Origin of the sequence: Desulfofundulus sp. TPOSR (assembly GCF_011393055.1) — a bacterium.
Lineage (GTDB): Bacteria > Bacillota > Desulfotomaculia > Desulfotomaculales > Desulfovirgulaceae > Desulfofundulus > Desulfofundulus kuznetsovii.
Genome location: NZ_JAAOEF010000001.1, coordinates 551,674 through 571,331, shown reverse-complemented (window position 1 = coordinate 571,331; position 19,658 = coordinate 551,674). Strand labels below are relative to the sequence as shown.

26 protein-coding genes are annotated in these 19,658 nt (G+C 60.0%); all 26 read left to right on the top strand.

The window, feature by feature from the left end:
- Positions 1-167 precede the first annotated feature (167 nt).
- A complete protein-coding gene (locus tag G7K71_RS02970; RefSeq protein WP_166343376.1) occupies positions 168-2,576 on the top strand; it encodes a DnaB-like helicase C-terminal domain-containing protein in 2,409 nt (802 codons plus the stop codon).
- Entirely contained in the window at positions 2,573-3,142 is a 570-nt protein-coding gene (locus tag G7K71_RS02965; RefSeq protein WP_166343374.1) for a hypothetical protein, read from the top strand. Before G7K71_RS02970 ends, G7K71_RS02965 begins: the two co-directional genes overlap by 4 nt.
- Positions 3,105-3,443, top strand: coding sequence for a DUF433 domain-containing protein (locus G7K71_RS02960; RefSeq protein ID WP_243174542.1), 339 nt, complete (start codon positions 3,105-3,107; stop codon positions 3,441-3,443). Before G7K71_RS02965 ends, G7K71_RS02960 begins: the two co-directional genes overlap by 38 nt.
- Positions 3,440-3,799 carry a DUF5615 family PIN-like protein gene (locus G7K71_RS02955; protein ID WP_166343372.1) on the top strand — a complete coding sequence of 120 codons (360 nt, stop codon included), beginning with the start codon at positions 3,440-3,442 and terminating at the stop codon, positions 3,797-3,799. The genes G7K71_RS02960 and G7K71_RS02955 overlap by 4 nt, the downstream gene beginning before the upstream one ends.
- 76 nt (positions 3,800-3,875) lie before the next feature.
- On the top strand, positions 3,876-4,088 hold the full coding sequence (locus G7K71_RS02950) for a hypothetical protein (RefSeq protein ID WP_166343370.1): 213 nt from the start codon (positions 3,876-3,878) through the stop codon (positions 4,086-4,088).
- Between the two features lie 65 nt (positions 4,089-4,153).
- Positions 4,154-4,537, top strand: a complete 384-nt coding sequence (locus G7K71_RS02945; protein WP_207712602.1) for a helix-turn-helix domain-containing protein — start codon at positions 4,154-4,156, stop codon at positions 4,535-4,537.
- A 112-nt stretch (positions 4,538-4,649) separates the two neighbouring features.
- Positions 4,650-5,105: a hypothetical protein gene (locus G7K71_RS02940; protein WP_166343368.1), complete on the top strand. Its 456-nt coding sequence runs from the start codon at positions 4,650-4,652 to the stop codon at positions 5,103-5,105.
- Between the two features lie 298 nt (positions 5,106-5,403).
- A complete protein-coding gene (locus G7K71_RS02935) occupies positions 5,404-5,568 on the top strand; it encodes a hypothetical protein (protein ID WP_166343366.1) in 165 nt (54 codons plus the stop codon).
- A 195-nt stretch (positions 5,569-5,763) separates the two neighbouring features.
- Complete coding sequence (locus G7K71_RS02930) at positions 5,764-9,720, top strand: S-layer homology domain-containing protein (protein ID WP_166343364.1); 3,957 nt, start codon at positions 5,764-5,766, stop codon at positions 9,718-9,720.
- 59 nt (positions 9,721-9,779) lie between these two features.
- A complete protein-coding gene (locus G7K71_RS02925; protein WP_166343362.1) occupies positions 9,780-10,247 on the top strand; it encodes a hypothetical protein in 468 nt (155 codons plus the stop codon).
- An 84-nt stretch (positions 10,248-10,331) separates the two neighbouring features.
- A complete protein-coding gene (locus G7K71_RS02920; RefSeq protein WP_166343360.1) occupies positions 10,332-10,601 on the top strand; it encodes an HU family DNA-binding protein in 270 nt (89 codons plus the stop codon).
- Between the two features lie 13 nt (positions 10,602-10,614).
- Positions 10,615-10,896 (top strand): hypothetical protein, encoded by a 282-nt coding sequence (locus tag G7K71_RS02915; RefSeq protein WP_166343358.1) that lies wholly within the window; start codon positions 10,615-10,617, stop codon positions 10,894-10,896.
- Positions 10,893-11,876, top strand: a complete 984-nt coding sequence (locus G7K71_RS02910) for a ParM/StbA family protein (RefSeq protein WP_166343356.1) — start codon at positions 10,893-10,895, stop codon at positions 11,874-11,876. Before G7K71_RS02915 ends, G7K71_RS02910 begins: the two co-directional genes overlap by 4 nt.
- 52 nt (positions 11,877-11,928) lie before the next feature.
- Positions 11,929-12,075 carry a hypothetical protein gene (locus tag G7K71_RS02905; RefSeq protein WP_166343354.1) on the top strand — a complete coding sequence of 49 codons (147 nt, stop codon included), beginning with the start codon at positions 11,929-11,931 and terminating at the stop codon, positions 12,073-12,075.
- Between the two features lie 156 nt (positions 12,076-12,231).
- Positions 12,232-12,555: a hypothetical protein gene (locus tag G7K71_RS02900; RefSeq protein ID WP_166343352.1), complete on the top strand. Its 324-nt coding sequence runs from the start codon at positions 12,232-12,234 to the stop codon at positions 12,553-12,555.
- A gap of 63 nt (positions 12,556-12,618) precedes the next feature.
- Positions 12,619-12,891: a hypothetical protein gene (locus tag G7K71_RS02895; RefSeq protein WP_166343350.1), complete on the top strand. Its 273-nt coding sequence runs from the start codon at positions 12,619-12,621 to the stop codon at positions 12,889-12,891.
- 6 nt (positions 12,892-12,897) lie between these two features.
- The gene (locus tag G7K71_RS02890; RefSeq protein WP_166343348.1) at positions 12,898-13,269 is read left to right on the top strand and encodes a hypothetical protein; all 372 of its coding nucleotides are present in this window, start codon (positions 12,898-12,900) and stop codon (positions 13,267-13,269) included.
- A gap of 23 nt (positions 13,270-13,292) precedes the next feature.
- Positions 13,293-13,565: an HU family DNA-binding protein gene (locus G7K71_RS02885; RefSeq protein ID WP_166343346.1), complete on the top strand. Its 273-nt coding sequence runs from the start codon at positions 13,293-13,295 to the stop codon at positions 13,563-13,565.
- 375 nt (positions 13,566-13,940) lie between these two features.
- Entirely contained in the window at positions 13,941-14,249 is a 309-nt protein-coding gene (locus G7K71_RS02880) for a hypothetical protein (protein WP_166343344.1), read from the top strand.
- The gene (locus G7K71_RS02875; protein ID WP_166343342.1) at positions 14,236-14,700 is read left to right on the top strand and encodes a hypothetical protein; all 465 of its coding nucleotides are present in this window, start codon (positions 14,236-14,238) and stop codon (positions 14,698-14,700) included. Before G7K71_RS02880 ends, G7K71_RS02875 begins: the two co-directional genes overlap by 14 nt.
- A gap of 6 nt (positions 14,701-14,706) precedes the next feature.
- A complete protein-coding gene (locus G7K71_RS02870; RefSeq protein WP_166343340.1) occupies positions 14,707-14,961 on the top strand; it encodes a hypothetical protein in 255 nt (84 codons plus the stop codon).
- Positions 14,958-16,937: a type IV secretory system conjugative DNA transfer family protein gene (locus tag G7K71_RS02865; RefSeq protein WP_166343338.1), complete on the top strand. Its 1,980-nt coding sequence runs from the start codon at positions 14,958-14,960 to the stop codon at positions 16,935-16,937. The genes G7K71_RS02870 and G7K71_RS02865 overlap by 4 nt, the downstream gene beginning before the upstream one ends.
- Positions 16,938-16,971: 34 nt before the next feature.
- Entirely contained in the window at positions 16,972-17,532 is a 561-nt protein-coding gene (locus G7K71_RS02860; RefSeq protein ID WP_166343337.1) for a metal-dependent hydrolase, read from the top strand.
- Between the two features lie 158 nt (positions 17,533-17,690).
- Positions 17,691-18,530, top strand: a complete 840-nt coding sequence (locus G7K71_RS02855; protein WP_166343335.1) for a Bro-N domain-containing protein — start codon at positions 17,691-17,693, stop codon at positions 18,528-18,530.
- Between the two features lie 299 nt (positions 18,531-18,829).
- Positions 18,830-19,171: a TrbC/VirB2 family protein gene (locus tag G7K71_RS02850; protein ID WP_166343333.1), complete on the top strand. Its 342-nt coding sequence runs from the start codon at positions 18,830-18,832 to the stop codon at positions 19,169-19,171.
- A gap of 60 nt (positions 19,172-19,231) precedes the next feature.
- On the top strand, positions 19,232-19,654 hold the full coding sequence (locus G7K71_RS02845) for a hypothetical protein (RefSeq protein ID WP_166343331.1): 423 nt from the start codon (positions 19,232-19,234) through the stop codon (positions 19,652-19,654).
- Positions 19,655-19,658 lie beyond the last annotated feature (4 nt).

The following is a 19,658-nucleotide window of genomic DNA, read 5'->3' as shown; positions in this document are numbered from 1 at the left end:
AAGATATCTAAGACTCTTAAGATATCTTAGGTGCGGCGGTTTTACCGCCGCCCACCCTAACGGGATGGGCGGGCGGGTAAAACCGCCTTTTTCTTATAAAACCACCTCCACCCCGGGGCCGCCGGATGGTGACCCGGGGCTCTTTTTTTTTATGTGGAGGTGGTTTTGTGAATTTGACTGATTGGTTAGATACGGAAGTTTACCCGCGGTTGTCGCACGAAAAAATTTTCGGCGACCTGCCCGGTTTCCGGCGTGTAGGGCGGGGGTACGTGGCCCTGTGCCCGGTCCACGCGGAGAGTACCCCCAGTTTTTCTATGCCGGACGGCAGGCCGTTCGGCCACTGCTTCGGGTGCGGCCAGACTCTCTCTTGGTGGAAGTACCTGGAAATGAAAGGGTTGACCGGCCAGCAGGTCATCCGGGAACTGGCTCACTTGGCTGGAGTGCCGCCGCTCCCGGCTTCTGGTGCCGACCCGGAGGAAGCGAAAAAGGCGGCGGAAGAAGCGGAAAAAATGGAAGAGTGGTGGCAGAAGGCCCGCGCCGCTCTTTTTGACCCGGCTAAAGAAAACGTCTTGGCGTACCTACATGGGCGCGGCTATACCAACGATGTAATCCGTGCGATGGACATTGGCACCACGCACCTGGAACCGTTGCCCGCCGGAGTAAAACTGCCGCCGCCGGAATACGTGCTACTCCTTCCAGCCAGAAACCGGGCGGGGCGTATAATCGGCTTCGCTGGCCGCCGGATAGACGGGAAAGAACCGAAGTATCAGTACAGCCCTGGCCTTTCAAAGACTTCTATTTTATGGGGTTTCCATCGACTGTGCCGTGAAGATGTGCCGGTCGCCGTCGAAGGTGTGATTGATTCTGAATACATTGCTGCCGGAAACATCCGTGGAATTGTGGCGTTGGGCGGTTCCGACCTTTCCGACACCCAGGCCGATCTCCTGGCCCGCCACCGCCGGGTGATTCTGGCCCTGGACGCAGACGATGCCGGGAGGCGGGGCACGGAAAAAGCGATAATGAAGCTGGTGGCGAAGGGCGTGAAAACCTTCGTCATCCCGGATTTTGCTGGAGCTAAAGACCCAGACGAATACGCCCGGGTGCACGGTGTGGCCGCTTTCGCTGACCTGGCTCGAAGGGCGGTTGCCGGGCATAGGTGGCTGGCCCGGCGGCTGGTGCCTGACGGTGAGTTGTCGGACTTGGCCCGGGACGCCGCGCTTGAAAAGGCGCTGGACCTAGCAGAAACGTTCACTAGGTTTGACCCGGTGGCGGCTTCCGAGATTATTACAGAAACTGCCGGAAAGCTGGCGCTCTCGGAAGCGGCACTGGCCGAAGCAGTGGAACGGCTCTCTGAAAAGCGTCGGCGTGAGCGGGCGCAACAAATCTGGTTGGACGCATTAGAAAAGGCGCGTAAAGCACTACTTCCGCGTGACCCGGAGGACGTTGAAACCGGTAGCGGTCCGGCGGCGGTAGCTCGGATAATGGAACGGGCAAGGGAAGAAGCGGCGGCAACGTTGCAAGAACCACCCGTATCACTGAACGTAGCTGATATCGAAAGTGAACTTCTAGCTTTTCCGGAAGGCCTGGCGTTTCCCTGGGCAGGAGTGACTAAACTAACTCGGATTGATTCAGCGGGGCTTGTCACTGTTGCTGCTGGGACACATCACGGAAAGAGTACGTTTTGTTTCAATCTCATCTTGCATTGTCTGGCAAACTATCCCGGGACAGTGATTTTGTGGAGCGGCGAGATGGCGGCAATGCTTATCTACGCGCGTTTAATTTCCATTTTAGCGGGTACGGAGTTTAGCGCCACGATAGCTGCTTTTCGCCGCGGTGAGTTCAGCCGGGAGCAGATGGATGCCCGCGAGAAATTGGCAAAGTGGGCCGATAGGCTGATAATCATTGATGCTCTCAAACAAAATATCGTCGGCGTGGACGAGTTGGCAGTAGCGGTGAAAAATGTTGCCCGGCGGCAAGAGGTAACAGCAGTTTTTGTTGACTACTTGCAACAACTTTCCCCTCCGGAAAAACCCGATGGCGGTCGGTATCCTAACCGCGAACAGGAAGTTAGCGCTGTGGCAAAAGCTTTACATGTTTTAGCCGGTTCGCTATCTGTCCCGGTCGTGGCTTTTGCGCAAATAAGCAGGAATAATTTCCAATACAAAGAAAGGCCGAGGTTAACTGATTTACGCGAATCAGGCGGTATAGAACAGTGGTCCAGTGCAGTTTTCGGCCTGTGGAACTCAAGCATTGCGGGGAAACGCGAAGTCGAAGCCGGCCCCGCCGCCCCGTCTGAGGGATGGTACTGGAGTGCCGATGACGCGCAGGAGGCCGGACCGGCAGTTGCGATGGCGGAAAGTCACGGCGGGGTGCTCCTGGAGGTTTCGGTCTTAAAACATCGACTTCGCGGGAACGTAGGCAAAGCGGTGCCGCTGCTTCTGTATCCTGCGGCGGGCAGGATAGTAGAATTGCCCACTGTGCCGGGACCGTTATGGAAAGAAAAAGATGAGGGTAGGGATGAAAGTAGAAAGGTGACAATGCTCAAACGGGGAGCACGGGGAGCGAGGAAAAAATGAAAAAGTACAGACGTTCAGGCCGGGGCAAACCGGCCCCTTACGTTCCCTGGGCGGGAGTACAAAAATTAATCGCTCCCGCCCAGGTAGTTAAGCCAAAAGTACAAGCAGTTGAGTTGTCGATAATGGAACCCGAACCTGGCCCCCCACCGGCCCCACCCGCCCCAGAATCCGACCTGCTGGCCCGAATTCGGCGGGCCGGGAAAGAGGCCGAAGCCGCTTGGTGGTACGCCGAAGCCGGGTACCCGGAGGAGCTGGCCGCCGATGAATCGGCCCTGGCCCAGGCGGTGGCCGCCGGGCAGGAGGCTATGCGGGGGGTGTTGGAGACCGGGCAGGAGCATTTGGATGGTTTTACCTTAGCTGAACAGTTGTTCGATGGCTTCGAACATACCTGGGACCTCACCCCCGCCCAGGCCGCCGCCCTGGACAGGCTTTTCGCCCAGAAAGGCCCCGTGCTGGTTCGCACCCGCCGGGGCTGGTATTCCGCCGGGGAGTGGGCGGAGCGGTTGGAGCTTTTTGGAGGTGGAAAAATTGAACGAGCGTTCAAGCCTGTTGCCGGACAGGACTAATCCTGTTAAACTAAAAACAAGACTGTACACAGGGGAAGGTGCGGAGATGAAAGAAAGGGAGGAACTTCTGCAACGTATTACCGTCAATCCTGCTATTTTTCAAGGGAAACCCATTATTCGGGGCATGCGTATCAAAGTAGAGAACGTGCTGGCCCTCCTGGAACAGGGTGTGACGATACAGGATATCCTGGAGGACTATCCTGAACTGGAGCCGGACGACATCAGGGCCTGTATTGCTTATGCCAGGCACTTGGTGGCAAACGAGGATTTGAGCGCGGTCCGCGTGGAGGCGACTCAATGAAGTTTCTTGTTGACGTTTGCGCTGGCAGTAAGCTGGCCGGTTGGCTCCGTGAAATGGGCCATGACGTGGTGGAAGTAAAGAGCATAAACTGCCGCATGACCGACGATGAGGTTATGGCGTGGGGAGCAAGAGAGCGACGGGTCATAATCACGCTGGACAAAGATTTCGGGCAACTCGCTGTAGCTACCGGAACGGCACGCGCCAGCATCGTTCGTTTGCCTGACATTCCTTTCGAGGAAAGGAGACGGGTTCTGACCGCGGTGCTGGCCCGGTACAAGGAGGACTTGGAGAAGGGCAGCATTATCACTGCGACCGAAAAACGTATAAGGGTGAGGAAACTTACCGCTAGAGACTGAGTGTCATTTTCCTGGGAGAAAAAACCGGGCGTAATGCCCGGTTTTTTTTAAGACCATGCGGTGGAGGTGGGTTCGGGTGATCGTCACTTCTGCGGAGAACGCGGACATGATAGTGCGGTGGCTAGGTGGTTTTGGTCGGTGTTATCGGGTTGAGAAGGTGCGTCGCCCTGAGTTGTTGGAGTCCGGGTTTCTGGAGGAGGGGATCGTGTTAAACTCCCTGGAATTGCGGGCTTACCTGGAAATCGCTAAGTTCCGGGTTTTTATGGTAGGTCCTGATATTAATATTTGATTGGCCGGGCCACGCACTCGGCTTTTTATTTTTTTTAAAGGACCAAAAAAAAGGGGGGTAAATAATTGGACGACAAGGTGATTTCCATCTTCCACCTTCGAGAGAATGCTGCCCGCCGTGCCCGTGAAAGGGAAGAGGGCCTGCGGGCGATGGACGCCGCACTAAACGAGTTTCAGGAAAATCTCTTAAATCTTATCGATCCCGCTCGGCGGCGCACCCGGGCGATTGTGTACGCCGCCAACCACGCCCGGGAGTGGGCTGAAGAAGGCGCCCGGCTTCAAAGCCTGCGCGAACAGGCTGGTGTGAGCCGGACGGCCCTGGCTAAAACCCTGGGGGTATCCCCACAGCGGATAGCCCGCCTGGAACAGGGGATGCCGGTGGTGGACGAGAGACTGCTCCGGGCGGCCTATTTGCTGTTTTTGGAAAACCTGACCGCAGGGAAGTGTTAGACGTCGTTTTTCTTCGCGATGACCGCCGCCTATGTTCCGCCTACTGTATTATAGCCATTATAGCTAAAATCTGATATAATGGGGATGAGACTTTTAGAAGGGCGGTGGCACCGTGCTTCAGGTATCTGTTCACGAAGCGAAAAACAGGCTCACGGTTTTGCGCCGCGAAGCCGCTGCCGGTAAAGAATTTCTCCTGTCCGACGCCAGGCGGAAGGATGACTGCCCGGTATCCCTCATCTCTACCGGTTTGCTTGACGAGCTTTGCGAGACAAAGACGTTTAGCTACGAGTGGCTGGACCGTCCGGGAGAGGAGAGCGACCATTACACCCTGTATAACGTGGAGACGGGCGTTTACGGGGTCGGTTCGACCAAACAGGAGGCAGTTGAAGACTTTATCGACAACATTCTGGATTACGCGCGGGTTTATTTTGACGACTTGCCGTTTTATTTAAGCCCGTCCGGGGGCAGGCGGGGACACTACTGGTACTTAAGGCGCGTCCTCCGGTGCGAAGGGGACAGGAAGAAACTTTTCCGCGTCCTGGGCCTGGAAAAGGCGCTGGTGGACTGATGGGATATACCTTCACATGGGACGACATTGAGAAAATCTGCCGGAAGCTGGGGATGAAAAGACAGGGCAAAACTTCGGTATGGAAGGGCGTGGGACCGGACGGGGTTAAGCGTACGTGTATAATCCACGCAAAGCACAAAGGAAATGTAGGTTCGGGGTTGGTGCAGAAAATTGCCACAAGGGAGTTGGGATTCAGTTCGGTTGAAGAAATGTACAGGTTTTTGAAAGAGGAATGTTAGTAATTTTGACCGCACCGGGCACGTTAGCCCGGCTTTTTTATTTCAGGGGGTGATACAGGGTGCAGCGCATGATCTTTGCCTACGCAGGGCCGGTCCGGGGCCTGCTCCCCGCGCTCGGTCGGGAGCTGGGCATAGAACCAAAACCTGTCAAGCGGACCAGGCGGGTACAGTTGCAGCAAAAACGGTACTGGAGAAAACCCAAAAATTCTAAAATTTTACATTAAACAAAAGGGGTATAAAAATGAGTGACAATTTAAAGGAGACGGAGTTGATTCCCTACCGGGCACGTTGGCCCGGCCTTTTTATTTTTGGGAGCCTTTCTTTGGCCCCAATCCTCCGGCGGGAAGGGGGTGGAAATGCACAAAGCCGGGCGGGGCGCGGGGGAGGGGCCGAAATCGAAAAGGAGGGGTTTGTCTGTTATGCGTAGTAAACTTTCTGTTTTGCTTGCCGCGCTCACCCTGCTGGTCCTGACCTTTGCGGGCGCGGCGTTTGCGGCGGAACCCGCCGCTGTAACCCTGACCGTCGACCCCGCTGCGGTCGTGTCGAGCGGGACGGCGACGGTTACTTCTGTGGTGTCTGACGTCTACGGCCAGCCCGTGCCGGGCGTGCAGGTGGACTTCTCGGCTTCGGTAGGCAGTGTTGATCCCGCCAGCGCGGTGACCGACGCCCAAGGCCAGGTTAAAGTCACCTTTACTGCCCCGCAGGAACCTGGGGAAGTGACGGTGACTGCCAGCATTTACGGCACGGCTGTAACCGGGAACACTACGGTGACGGTGCAGGCTTCGCAACCCGCCAGTGGCGTGCCTTCGGTCGTTTCTACCGACCCGGCGGACGGGGCGGTGCTGGACCCGGTGGGTAAGTACAGCCTGGCGGTGACGTTCGACCGCCCGGTGACCATAGCCGACCCGGCTGGCTTCTCGCTGACGGAGACCGCTACCGGCACGGCGGTGCAGTTGTCCCCTTCGGCCAGCGGGAACGTGGTCAATCTGGTGTATACCAGTGGAAGCCTGAAGCTGGGGACAGACTATACCCTGGTAATTAAGGCGAACGCCGTGAAGGACGCCGCCAGCGGTATCACCGGCCCGGCGCAGGACGTAACGGTGCGCTTCAGGACCGTGCCGGAGCTGAAAATAGTGGAAATCATCCCTGCTCCCGGCTCCACGGTAGACGCCCACCAGCCGGTGAGGGTCAGGTTTGACCGGCCGGTGAAGCTGGACGGCACCCCGCTGGGGTATTACCCGCCTTACGGCCGCGACTACGGGCTTACGGGCAGGTGGACGATTGACCCCAACGACCCCTGCACGGTGGTGCTCAAGATGAACCGCAGTATCGGGGGCGAACCTTTCTACCCCACCGCCCAGAACCCGGACTGCATGTGGCCCGCCGGGAGCGTGGAAGGGGTCAGGCTCGGGGTGTTCGATGTGACAGGAAGCGACGGGGCGCGGCTGGCTTCCGACGTGTCCACTTCCTTTACCGTTACACCCCAGGAGCCGCACCTGGTGGAAGGGACGCCTGCGGGGGCCGCTTACGCGGACCTGACCGGGTTCTTCGGTGACCTTTCCGTTCCAACAGCGGGCTTACAACAGCAGCGTTTAGCTGCTTACTTTGACGTGCCCGTGGAAGTGGTGGACCCAACGAAAATCAGGATCGAGGTAACCACTCCTACCGGTCAGCATATGTACGTTGCCGGCAGCAACTGGACGGCCAAAACTGAGGCTAACATGGTCAAACCTGACAGTAATTACACCAACCTGGCCGTCCTGGGACCGGCGATGACCGGCCAGGTGCGGATGATATTCGGGCCGGGCGCCCTGCGGCACGCCGGGAGCCAGGATGCGATAAACACCAGCGAGTTAGCGTTTTCCTTCACGGTCAATTCGGAGACCGAGCGCGGTAATGTGGTGCCCGGTAACCCGCCCGTGGGCGCACCGAAGAGGGCACTGAAAAACCTGGCTAGGGAGTGGACGGTAGACCTGCCGAACCCCGTCAACTCCATAGTGAAGGGTGCCGACGCGGTGTACCTGGGCGGCGGGCAGTTGGCGGCGGTGTCCTTCGACGGGAGGCTGCTCTGGAGCGTCCCGGCTAAGGGAGGCGGCTATTTCACTGCACCCGCGATTGACCCCGTGGACGGGGCGCTCTACGCGGTGGAAGTGGACAAAGCCGACAGCAAGACGTACCTGGAGGCATGGAACCCTGACGGGACGCTGCGGTGGAAGGTCTTGCTCCCGGCAAACACTCAGACGCTGGCCTACAGCCCGCTGCGTGCCCCCGTGGTGGTGAACGGCGACATAGTGGTGGCCGTGCAGAGCTGGGACCTAGGCTTCGGTACTACCGGTGGCGGCACACTGGTGCAGCGTTACGGGCGTGACGGTACGCTCAAGGCGGCCCTGGACGTGTCCTCCCTGGTGGGCTACGATAACATTGATCCCGTCTATGCGGCCTCCAGCTCTTCCGGCTTAGTCGCTGTCGCGGGCGTGGACGGCGCGGCGGTGCTCCGGCTACCGGAGACGGGAGAGTATGCCGGGAGCGCCCTGGACCCCCTGGTGGTCTCACGGGTAGACTTCCAGGCGGAGATAAGCCAGTACCGGCACTACGTCCACGCTGTGGGTGCCGCCGGGGACGGCAGTTTCTATGTAGCGGTAAATGAAAACGACGTCGCTGATAATTTAAAACCCGTGCGTCTGTATAAATTTAACCCGGACGGCACGCGGGGCTGGACCGCTGTACTCCAGCCGTCTGACCAGGGATGGACAAATTACATGGTGCTGGCTGACAAAGTTTACTTCGGCCCCTACGCCGTCGACCCCGCCACCGGGACTGCCGACCTGGTGCGGGACGGTGCCGGAAACGTGGTGGGCGTCCGGGCCGCTACGGACGACGGCTGGCTGCTGGTGGCGCGCCCATGGGAGCCGCTGATCTTCCTCAACCGGCAGGACGGCAGTGAAGTGGTAGTAAAAGATTCTGTGTTTCCGGTAGACGCAGAAAACACCCTCCCGGTGGCTTTCGGGTCGCTGTACGTAGCCGCCTACAGCTCGGTGGTCAAGTACGCTGACGCCGAACAACCGCAGCCGCCTGTTCAACCCCCTGCGCCGGTGTCCCTGCGTGTCGAGCCGCCGGAGATGACACTGAAAGTGAACGAAACAGGGCAGTTTAAGGCGGTTGCTACGTTCAGCGACAACACCGAGCGGGACGTGACCGCCGAATCCACCTGGGCCGTCTCTGACCAGACCGTTGCCAGTATCAATGCTGGCCTGGCGACCGGCATCAGCGCCGGGCAGATAGACGTCACCGCCGCCTGGCAAGGTTTGGAAGGTAAGGCCCTACTGAAGGTGGTGGACGTTGCGCCCCCGCCGACCGGCGGCGGTGGAGGCAGCTCCGGCGGAGGCGGTGGGGGTAGTAGCGGTTCTAGTGAAAGCTCCGGCGACTCCGGCGGAGGCCAGGAAGAAACCCCGCCGCCCGTGGAGAACCTGGACGCTTCGGTATTCATCGCCCGCTGGCCGGGCCACGTGCCCCTGGTGGCGCAGGCCAGCAAGGTTGGCTATGCGGTTACCGGTGAAAAGCTGGAGAAGCCTGAGCCGGAGTTTACCGTAGACATCACTAAAACCGACCGCCTGGCCGAGGCCGAAGCGAAGGGGCTGACCCCACGTGCCTACTACTGGAACGAACGCTACGGCAAGTGGGTGGCCCTGGCCAGCTACCCCGAAGGCGACAAGGTACGGGCGATGAACGACGGCGGCTACTCCGGCTGGGTGGCGGTGTTCGCGGTGCGGCAGCCGAAGTTTACCGACGTCCAGAGTCACTGGGCCGAAGCGACCATTAACAGAATGAACGGCCTGGCCCTGGTGGAGGGCTATCCGAACCCTGAAAACCCCGCCAGCCTGGAGCGCCCCGCTGGCCCGGACAGGGACGTGACCAGAGCGGAGTTTACCGCCGTTTTGACCCGCGCGTTGGGCCTGCTCCCCGAAGGCGAGCAAAAGCTATACGACATCCTACGGCAACCCACGCCCGAAGAGAAGGCCCGCATACTGGCAGGCGTCAAAGGCGTGCCCGGGTGGTGCCGGGACGCCGTGGCGACTGCCCTGGCTTCCGGGCTGGCGAAGGGGCGTTCTGACGGGGACTTCGCGGGTGACGCGCCGATTACCCGGATTGAAGCCGCGGTGATGGTCTCGAACGCCCTGGCGAAAATACCCGGCTATAAACCCGCCGACCTGTCAGGCTTCCGGGACGCCGCCGACGTGCCCGAGTGGGCGAAGGCGGCGGTGAGTGACGGTGTGTTGGGCGGTTACCCGGACGGCAGCCTGAAGCCGAACATGCACATCACCCGTGCGGAAGCCCTGACCACGCTCCTGCGCTTGTTGCGGGCTTTAGGTTGGTAAGGTAGAAAGGCTCCGGTTTAATGCCGGGGCCTTTTTTTATTAGGGAGGTGAATCGAAAAATGCGGAAAATACAAAAAGCCGCGGCAGTTTTAATTTTAATGTTCTTTTTCCTGGCCGCTGTTTCCCCGGCGGTTTCGGCGCAGGAGATAGCGCCCACCGTGACGAAGGCGGTGTTCCGGCCCGGCGCGGCGCGGGTGGAAATCTACCTGGATAACGGCCCCGAACCGCGCTTCCTGGAGATTTCCACCCCACCTGAGCTGCGGGGCGGGCGTATGTACGTGCCCCTGGACGCCGTGTGCCAGATAATGGACTCCTCGGTGGATCTCAGCGGCGACTGTGCGGTGATCACGTTCCCCACCGGGGACCTGTACCGCGTGCCCGCCACGAAACGGGTAGTGGAAAAGCTGCAGCAGGGGGACGCCGGGGCGTGGGCGGAGTGCATACTGCCCCTGCGCCAAGTTTTCCAAACGGCGGGGTACCGGGTGACGTGGGACCAGGAGATGAGGATGGCAGTGGTGGAGCGGTGAGATTTTTAAAATTTCGCTTCCCCAGTCACCAAGCTGACTGGGGAAGCAGATTTTTTAAATTTTTTTCTGGAGGTGAGGTAATAAATGCTGAAGCGTGAAGCGGTGACGGTGAACACGAAAGAAGCTGTTGCCCTTGTAGCCAAAAAAATGGGCTGCTACCATAAGGACGCCCGGGAGCTTTTACTGGAGCACTTTCCCGCCGTCCTGGTGGAGGCGGTGTCCGCGGGCAAGAAGGTCCACCTAGCGGGCCTGGGGACGTTTTACCCACGTCGGGGCAGGAAGGGCCTGCGGGTGGCGTTTAAACCCGCGCGGGGCCTCATACGGGCCGTGCAAGAAAAAGGCAATCAAGAATAAAGAGGGGGTTTTTATGAACAACGCGGATTTCAAATCATATAAGGATTTGGCAGAGAACGTTATAGCAGAACTTTCCAGCCGGATAAAAAATGCTTATCCGGAACTGTCCGTGCCGGTGGACGCGCTGGTTAACGCCGCGCGGCTTGCTGTGGTAGCTGATTTACTGCTGCTTTTACAAGGGTGCCGCATACCAGAGATAGCGGAAAGCGTTGAAATATTTGCCCGGCAGGCTGAACCTCTAATGAGGGATATTGACCGCCTGCACACTCTCGTTTTTGGGGGTATGGAAAAATGATGGGAGTTGATGTTGGGTACGGTTTTGTGAAGGCCGTCTCTCTCACCGGACAGAAGGTATGTTTTCCTTCGCTGGCCGCCCCTGCGGGTGTCGACCTGGACCTGGGCTTCGGCGGCCCCGCTCCCGGCTATAAGGTGACGGTGCGCAGGGTCAACGGGCAGGCCGAATCCTACCTGGTGGGCGAGGCGGCGCAGGGGAGCTTCCTGGCGTCCGGCTTCCTGGGTGCCGAGAAGCCCGCCGAACTTCATGACTTATTACTCCTGACTGCGGCCTACCTGGTTGGGGCCGGAACCACGGGGTTCCCGCCAGTACAGGTGGACCTGGCCGTGGGTCTGCCGCTGGCCTTCTATCGGGCGCAGAAGGATGTACTCAAAACGAGACTGGAGGCCCTGGCAGCGTGGGTGAGCGTGGACAGCGGGTCGGAGCGGTACATCAGCTTCAGGCGGGTGATGGTGGTGCCCCAGGGGGCCGGGGTTGTGTTCGCACAGGGCCTCCCGAAGGGCCGGGGCTTCGCCGGAGTGATAGATATAGGCCAGTACACCACCGACTTTCTCCTGGTGGACCTGCGCACCGGCAGGCCGGTGGTGGAGGCTTCCGGTTCCGTAGAAGCCGGGTGCCATCTGGTGGGCCAGCGGGTGGCGCAGGCTTATCTGGCAAAAACCGGCAGGCCGCTTCCGCCCCGTATGGAGCGGAGAATACTGGACGACCTGGCCGAGGGCGGGAAAGTGGTTTTCCGGGGGCGGGAGCTGGACCTTTCAACGGAGTACCGGGAGGCTGTGGACGACACTGCGGAGGCGGTGGCCCGACAGGTTTTGTCCGCCTGGCGGGACTTTACGGACTCCGTGGCCGTGACCTACCTGGCCGGGGGCGGCGCCTTGCTCCTGGGCGAGCGCCTGGCTCGGGCCTTCCCGAACCCGGTCTTGGTAGGGGACCCAGTTTTCGCTAACGCCCTGGGTTATCTGCGAATGGTGGCCGGGTAGGTTACCCGGCCAACCCCGTTTTAATGAAGTAGGAGAAAGGGGATAGAAATAAATGGTTGACAAGCGCGTACGAAAAAAGAAAAGGGACCGCAAACCGCCGAAGCCGTTCGTTACCAGTATTGCCGAGCGCCTGCACGCCCAAAACTTCCGCTTTTCCGCCCTCCGCCGTGTCGCCCGTGCCGCCGGGAGAAGGAGTTAGACCCTTCTCCTCCCGGTGGGTTTCCGGCTACCGGGAGGCCCGGCACGGTGAGAGATAGAGGTGTGTTTTAAAGGCGACTTTCCGGGCCGTTTCCGGGCCGGTCTAGGGGCGGTCTCTGGCCCGGTCACACCTACCCGGAAAGAGTGGTGTTAAAAAATGGAGAAAAAGCGGAAAAGACTGGAAGTTTTGGTCCCGGAAGAGCATCCCATCTGGCGGGTGCCTAAAGGGAGTCGGACTGCTTTCGTAGTGGCCTGCCTGGACCTGGGCACCCGCATGGAAGAGATTTTGGCTGTTGTAGACGCCCGTTTTGCCACCATAGAGGGCCGCCTGGTCTCCCTGGAAGAGGCCCTGGTCCGGATGGGCGCCCGGCTGGAAGAGGCCCTGGCCGGGGGCCGCCCGGCGGAGCCTGGGGTCAGGCCGGGAGAGGGAGAGACCGCCACCATACCCGACCCGGACGGTTTTCTGGCGGCGTTCGAGTAGGCTTGCGCCGGGCAGGGGCGCGGTGGTACCATCAGGGAAACCGGGTTGTTTGGAGGTGGTGCAGTGAAACCCGAGAAGCGCGAAATTGCCCTGGCTTCCGCGCTGGGACTGCTGGCCGGGCCGTGCTACCTGGTCGCGGGGCCTGACAAATTCCTGACCTGGTACGCCGTGGTCCTGGGCGGGGGGATTTTCAGTACGGTGCACTGGCTGAAGGACTTGAAGCCGTCCCGGTCGGCCTGGTTCGTTTGGCTGGCCTGGCCGGTGGTGATGCTGACGGGGGCGGCGGTGAGCATGGTTGCCTGCTTGTTCATCCAAAAACTTTTCTTGAGGGGGTAAGGGAAAATGCCAATACCGATGCCATTTTTCGACACGAGCTTTCTCAACGACCTGCAGGGTATGGTGTCCCAGCTCGAGGAGTTTGCCGTCGGGCTGTTCGTGCTGGTCGTCCTGGCCTCCCTGGCCCGGACGGTCCTGTGGGCGCTGCTGACGCCGGTACTCGGGAAGTTTGCCGGGCTGGTGGCGAACCTGTGCGTGTGGATGTTCGCTGCCGCGCTGCTCACCCACCCGGCCCTGGGGATGGCGGCGGTAAACTACTCTTACGCCGTGGCTTCGCAGTTTATCGGCGGCGCGGGAGGCTTGCCCGACTTCAGCGGAGTGATCGACGGTGCCGTAAACGGCGCTGTGAACCAACTGCTCGGCGCGTTCCCGTTTTGACCAGGAAAGGAGGTGAAAGGGCCTTGACCAAGACCGACCTGATCAAAGCCGTGGCCGAAAAGGCCGTCATGACCCAGAAGGACGCGGCCCGCGCGGTGGACGCCCTGCTGGAAGCGGTGCAGGAAGCCGTGGCACGCGGCGAAGAAGTGCGTAATCCCGGTTTCGGAGCTTTTATCGTGCGGGAGCGGGCAGAAAGGCAGGGCCGGGACTTGCGGACCGGGGAAGTCATCACCATCCCTGCGAGGAAGGTGGTGGCCTTCCGGGCCGGGAAGGAACTGCGGGAAGCGGTGAACTAACCGGTATACCGGCAGCCATTTCCAGGTTGCCGGTTTTCTTTTTTTATACGGCCCCCCGCCTCCTGTCGTCGGCGTCCACCAACCACGTAAAACCCCAAGCTAGACTGTTGGTGTATGGCCGTCCGCGCGCCCGGCGGTTCAGCGTTTTATCGTCATATTGCGATATACCGGTTGTCTGACGCTTACCAGGCCCCTAATCCCGGCCGCCGGTCCTGTCTGACATGGCTGGTACCGTGAGCTGACGGGCCGGGGTGCCTGGCGCAGGCGTGCCCGGGGAGGCGGGGAACCCGGTCTACCTTGGGGTTGAATAGCGTGGGGGCGGCCCGGCAGGGCCGGGGGGTGCGGTAAAAAAAACAAAAAAGGCAGGTGGGGACGGTGAAAAAAGCGGGCAGGACCGTCCGGGTGACCTTCCGGGTGCCGGAGAAGCTGGCCCGGTGGGCGCAGGAGAAGGCGAAAGGCGAAGGCCGGACGGTGACGGACATCCTGGTGGAGGCGCTCAGTCTCTACCGGGAGCTAGGGGCTGGTCCGGGGGCCGACTTAGCGGAAGTGAAGCTGTACGCGAAGGCGGCGGCGGTCATAGCGGCGCAAATAGCGTGCGGGCGGAAGGCGGACCTGGACCCGGACCGGCTGCTGGAGGCTGTAATTAGCAGGCTGAAGGAAGGTGGTGGGGGTGCCGACACATGAACAGAGCCGGAAGTGGCGTGTCGTTGTTTTTCCGCTGTACAACCCGGAAGAAGTGATGCGGCTGCTCAGGCGCATCAGCCCGCTGTGGAATGATGAACAGTCGGGGATGACGCCGGGGCAGTGGTGGGTGCCGGAGACCTACTACACCGGCCGCAGCATGCCGAAAGTGGTCGTGGTGGTGTTCCAGGTGCCGGTACCCGACCCGGTGGGCCTGGTCAACCGGGCGGGGGCTTTATTGGAGAGAAACCACGGCATGGTGCTTGACTGGGCGGGCGGTCTCCCGCCGCAGCACGGGGAAAGGTGGAAAACCTACCTGGTGGTCAAAACGAAAGGGTACTCCGTGCAGACGGGCAGGAGCGCAGTGTTCCGGGTGACGAAGCGGGACCTGGCCGACCTGCAGCTGTTGCTCCCGTCCAGACCGAGAGAAAGGACAAGAGAAAGAGGGAGGTGACGCGAAATGCGCGAGCAAGTCCTGAAAATTTTTACCGGCCCGCCGGAAGAAGTGGAGCGCCGGGCCAACGAGTTCCTGGCGGATAAATCGGTGGCCCTGGCCGACAGGGTGACCGTCAGCCACTGGGGTACCGACCCGGTGTCCCTGGTCGTTTACGTGGAGCGCGACCCGGATGGTCCGGGAATAGAGGCGTACTACAGGAGGGTGGTGGAAGCCATCCGCCGGGGAGCTGACCAATTAAAAGGAGGGACGGCTGCATGAGCAAGGCGAAAATAGCGACCTTCGCTGTCCTGGGGCTGGCGGGCCTGGCCCTGGTCGCAGCGCTCCCGGTTGGTGTACTGGTGGGTGCGGCGGCTTTTGGCGCGTACCTGTACACCCGCCGGGCCGCTGCCGCCCTGTTCCCCCTGGCCCTGGGGGTGGGGCTGGCGCTGGCGTTCTGGTGCGCGGCTGACCTGCTGAACACCCTGAAGCACCTGGGGGGAGCGAGACCCGCCGTGCCCCTGGACGTAGCCGGGTGGCTAACAATGGATGTCCTGGACCCGGCCAACCGGGCGGCCAGGGCCGGGTTGATTTTGGGCGCCCTGGGCGGGGCGGTGCTGGCCCTGGCCGGTGGACGGAAAGCGATGAAAATGCACGGCCCCGGGGTAGTGCAGGGCCGCCCTGTGGTGGAAGGCGGGTGGGCCGACGACAAACACCTGGCCGACCTGTGCGAATTCGGGCCGCCGAAGGAAGGGAAAAACGGCGGCGGTATAGTCCTGGGCAGGGTTGACGGCAGGATTGTCCGCTTGCCCATCGGTAAAAAGGGCATGGCCTGCCACACTGCGGTATTCGGGTCAAGCGGTTCCGGCAAGACCTTCGGGTTCGTTTACCCCAATATTATTTCAGCGGTTTACGACGGCGCGTCAATCGTGCTCAGCGACCCGAAGGGTGAGTTGCTTGCCGGGAAGTACAACAAACAGGGCGAGTATGAACCGGGGATAGCGGAATTTCTGAAGCGGCACAATTACGACATCCTGGTGTTCAACCTGAAAAATCCGGCTAGCGGTTCGAACGGCTGGAACCCTATCATGGAAGCACAAAACGATGGTGAATTTCGCCAGGTTTGTGAGGCAATGATACAGTGCGCCGGGAAAGAGAGTCCGTTCTTCGCGGGCGGCGAGACCAACCTGTTCACGGCATTATGCGGGCTGGTCCGGTATAACTCTCAATTCCGCGACGAGTGGCGGCACATGCGGACGGTGTTTTCCCTTTTGGCCTGGCCGGTAGAAGCTTTGGACGCGGAGTTTGAACGGGAGTACCGGGCAGGAAATTTACCCGTATATTTCTACGAAAAATGGAATAGCAGCAAAACGATGTTCAACAACTTTGCGACCGGCGTGGCGAATAAAGTGGCCGTGATGACGGACGGCCTGCTGGCCGGAGTTCTGGCGAAGCACGATATCGACCTGCTGCAGGTGGCAAAAAAGAAAACGGCGCTGTTTTGCATTCTTCCGACTATGGGGGATTTGAGGCCGGTTTTGACCGCCTTTTACTTTTTAATGTTCAAAAGGCTGGTCAACTTTGCCGAAGAGAACCGGGGAACTCTGCCGGTGCCGGTCAGGTTTATCCTGGACGAATTTGCGAACATCGGTAGAATACCGGACTTCAACCAGCGGGTCAGTTTTGACCGGGGTTTGGGAATTACCTATGTGGTTATTATGCAGGCCCTGACCCAGTTTGCCAGCTTATACGGTGCGGCGGATGCGGACACGATACTGGGACAGATGGACGTGCGTATGTCATTAAGAGTAAACGACATCAAGACCGCCCGGTATTTCTGTGAAATGTTCGGGAAGGCGAAGGTGTTAGAAACCACGGCCCGTCGGGACGTGACAATGCCCTGGCAGCGGGCAACGGAAATCACGAAGCGGACCGAATCCGTAAAGGAAATGGCCTTAATGGAACCCCCGCAGATGCTGGAGCTGCCGTTCTACACAGCCACGGCCCGGATACCCACAAAGAGGCCGCTGTTTATGACCACGGTGGCTTTTTCCGACCTGAAGGAGTACCGGGAATTACCACAGGAACCGCGCAGTATATCCGACTACGCGCCCCCAGTATCGGGGGACGTGCCGGTGCCGCCGATACCGGAAGCGGGGGAAGACACACCCGACCCACCTGACCGGAAGCGGAAGCGGTCCGGGGGCGGCAGTGTAAGTGTAGACGACCTGTTTTCCGGGACGCCCGACTTCGATTGAAGCCGGGCGTTTTGTTTAAAGGGGGTGAAACTCCATGACCGGTACGACCCATTTCACCGCCGGTGCTGCCCTGGGTGCTGCTGCCGGTACGCTTGCGGGGCAGCCGCTGGTGGGCGCAATAATCGGCGGCGTAGCGGCACTGCTGCCGGACGTGGACCACCCCGGCAGCTATGCCGGGAGACGCCTGCGCCTGCTGGCCTGCTACCTGGAAGAAAAATGGGGTCACCGGGAAAGTCCGACACACACTGTATTTTTCGCGGCCCTGGCCGGGCTGGCGGTAGGAACAGCGGCGGCCATAGCTCTGAAAGCTTTCCTGCTGGTGCTGGCCGGTGTCCTGGGCGGCGTATCCCATATCATGCTTGATGGCATGACCCGTTCGGGGGTGCAGCCCTGGCGTGTATACCTGCCCCGGCTGCCGGAGAGAGCACCGGCAGCGGGAAAGTGGAACGCCCTGGTTTCCCGGTGGGAAGCGCACCGCTGGGCGGAAAAGCGGTACTGTTGGGAGATAAAAACCGGGCAGGACGCGCGGGAGACGCAGGTATTTGCTGCCTGCCTGGTCATTCTGGCCGCCGTCCTGCTCATGTCCGGGGTGTAGGCGCAGGCAGTGTCCGGCTGAAAAGGCCGGACTTTTTATTTTACAGGGGCCAGTTTCCGGCGGGAAGGAGGGGTGAGGATAGGCCGGTGGTCCTGGAAGATTTTTGAAAGGGGGAACCCAGATGAGCGAAAACAGCCCTGTCGTGCTGACGAAACAGTTTGAGGGAAAAAACGGTTCACACTTTTATCTGGAACGGTAGGCTTTGCTGGATTGCGGGGGAGATCGCGGAAGTCCTTGGGTACGATGATCCTGCATCGGCTGTCAGAAACTGCATCGAAGCGGAAGAATTTGAACCGGGGTTTGAGTACGAAGTCCTCAAAGGAAGCGATTTAAAGAAGTTTAAAGAAATGGTAAATTATGTGATTGGATTAAATCCCATCAGTTCAAAGACGCCGAATTTGACTATTTTTTACGAGGAAGGCTTGTACGGGTTTTTAACCTACACCGACAAGCCGGAAGGCAAACGCTTTAAAAAGTGGATTCGCCGCGACGTTGTGCCGGAGATCAGAAAGACCGGCGGGTACGAGCTTCCAGGAAGGAAAGGGGTGGAAAAACTAACCCGCGCGGATGTGGACATGGAGAAAATCAAAAACGAACGCGCAAAAATCCTTTTAGGAGTCGCTGAAAAATACCAAAACATCCTCTCCCCCGAGAGTATCCAGTTAATGGTGTGCAAGGCCGCTGAGATCGTAGCCGGAGCGTCTTTCCTGCCCCTGCCCGAAACCGAAAAGACATACTCCGCCGGGGACATCGGGAGAGAGGCGGGCCTTTCGGCCAATATGGTAGGCAGGCTGGCGGAGGCCCACAACCTGAAAACGGAAGAATACGGGAAATACGTCCTGGACAAGTCCCCGTACAGCGACAAGCAGGTGGTCACCTTCCGGTACAACGAGCGCGGCAGGAAGAGGCTCCTGGAGCTGGCGGCGGAACTGAAGGCCGAAAACGAGAAGAAGAAGCGAAGGAAGGGGAAGAAGGCCGGTGGGGAGCCTGCGGGCTGAGGCGGGACCTGGAAGGGCCAACCCCTCAAAATTGAGGGATTGGCGGAGAGTGTCTGGTTGGCTCAATTTTGAGTTGAGTGACATGCTGTTATTCTCTCCTTCCGGGATCGGTTTGTAACCTTCATTGTGGAGGCCACAAAGTAAGTACCGTTACCGGTATGGAAAAAGGTAAGACTTCCGCAGACCGGCGGTGGAGGCCGGTTTTTCTATTTTTATAGGGGCCAGCTTTTCCGGCGGGAAGGAGGGATGTAATCAAGCTGGGCGGCTCCGGAAAAGTTTTCGGAAGGAGGTGAAAGGCAATGCAAAAAACAGTGGTCGTCGCAATTCTCGCGCTCATGGTCCTCGCCCTGGTCGCGGCCCCTGCTTTCGCCACGGAGACCAACGCGCAGACCGCGCCCCCGGTGGTGACCACCGCGCCGCAGCAGACCGATACCGGCAGCTTCCTACAGGGCCTGCAGGAGCGGCTGACCGCGATAGGCAGCGCCCTGGTAGTCGTCATGCTTATAGTGGCGGGCATAGTTTTCATGGTGGCCCGCGAACAGGGCAAGAAGCTGCTCATCGCCGTGGCGGTGGGTGCCCTGATAATCCTGGGCGGCTGGCAGTTAGTGGTGATGCTTATCCGCGACCTGCTGGGCCGCTAACTTACCCGCCGGGTCGGGTTTTTTCCCGGCCCGGCAAAACCAATAAAGGAGAGTGGGAAGATGAGGACTGAAACGGAGATTGGAGCAGTGCAGGAACAGCGGCGGGAGCTGGCGGAAACGCCGGGACCGCCGAAGAAGGGGTTGGGCGGGCTGGTCGGCCTGGGGGCGGCACTCCTGCTGGCCCTGGCACTGATTTCAGGCGTGGTGCAGGGGCAGTCAACCCCGGCGCTGAAGTCCAGCATACAGGCGTCCGGGGGTAGACTAATCGTCACAGTGACGGACGCCAGCGGCACCAGGACGTACCAGGCTCCTTGTGTTTTCCCAGGCCCCAGAAACGGCACTATAACTGTTAGCACGCCGGACCCCGGACCCGTGAGCTACCGGGGAGAAATCTCCATCGGCAGGCACCGGGTCAGCGGTACGGTCACGCCGGGATCCCCGGTGACGTACCGTACTGACGACCGGGGCGACCTGGCGCAGTAGCAAG

What these genes read in the sequence shown, in the direction of transcription:
- G7K71_RS02965 (WP_166343374.1), top strand. Translation starts at nt 2,573, where the DNA reads ATGAAAAAGTACAGACGTTCAGGCCGGGGCAAACCGGCCCCTTACGTT.
- G7K71_RS02870 (WP_166343340.1), top strand. Translation starts at nt 14,707, where the DNA reads ATGCGCGAGCAAGTCCTGAAAATTTTTACCGGCCCGCCGGAAGAAGTG.
- G7K71_RS02900 (WP_166343352.1), top strand. Translation starts at nt 12,232, where the DNA reads ATGGAGAAAAAGCGGAAAAGACTGGAAGTTTTGGTCCCGGAAGAGCAT.
- G7K71_RS02860 (WP_166343337.1), top strand. Translation starts at nt 16,972, where the DNA reads ATGACCGGTACGACCCATTTCACCGCCGGTGCTGCCCTGGGTGCTGCT.
- G7K71_RS02890 (WP_166343348.1), top strand. Translation starts at nt 12,898, where the DNA reads ATGCCAATACCGATGCCATTTTTCGACACGAGCTTTCTCAACGACCTG.
- G7K71_RS02920 (WP_166343360.1), top strand. Translation starts at nt 10,332, where the DNA reads ATGCTGAAGCGTGAAGCGGTGACGGTGAACACGAAAGAAGCTGTTGCC.
- G7K71_RS02865 (WP_166343338.1), top strand. Translation starts at nt 14,958, where the DNA reads ATGAGCAAGGCGAAAATAGCGACCTTCGCTGTCCTGGGGCTGGCGGGC.
- G7K71_RS02925 (WP_166343362.1), top strand. Translation starts at nt 9,780, where the DNA reads ATGCGGAAAATACAAAAAGCCGCGGCAGTTTTAATTTTAATGTTCTTT.
- G7K71_RS02845 (WP_166343331.1), top strand. Translation starts at nt 19,232, where the DNA reads ATGAGGACTGAAACGGAGATTGGAGCAGTGCAGGAACAGCGGCGGGAG.
- G7K71_RS02915 (WP_166343358.1), top strand. Translation starts at nt 10,615, where the DNA reads ATGAACAACGCGGATTTCAAATCATATAAGGATTTGGCAGAGAACGTT.
- G7K71_RS02905 (WP_166343354.1), top strand. Translation starts at nt 11,929, where the DNA reads ATGGTTGACAAGCGCGTACGAAAAAAGAAAAGGGACCGCAAACCGCCG.
- G7K71_RS02910 (WP_166343356.1), top strand. Translation starts at nt 10,893, where the DNA reads ATGATGGGAGTTGATGTTGGGTACGGTTTTGTGAAGGCCGTCTCTCTC.
- G7K71_RS02955 (WP_166343372.1), top strand. Translation starts at nt 3,440, where the DNA reads ATGAAGTTTCTTGTTGACGTTTGCGCTGGCAGTAAGCTGGCCGGTTGG.
- G7K71_RS02850 (WP_166343333.1), top strand. Translation starts at nt 18,830, where the DNA reads ATGCAAAAAACAGTGGTCGTCGCAATTCTCGCGCTCATGGTCCTCGCC.
- G7K71_RS02930 (WP_166343364.1), top strand. Translation starts at nt 5,764, where the DNA reads ATGCGTAGTAAACTTTCTGTTTTGCTTGCCGCGCTCACCCTGCTGGTC.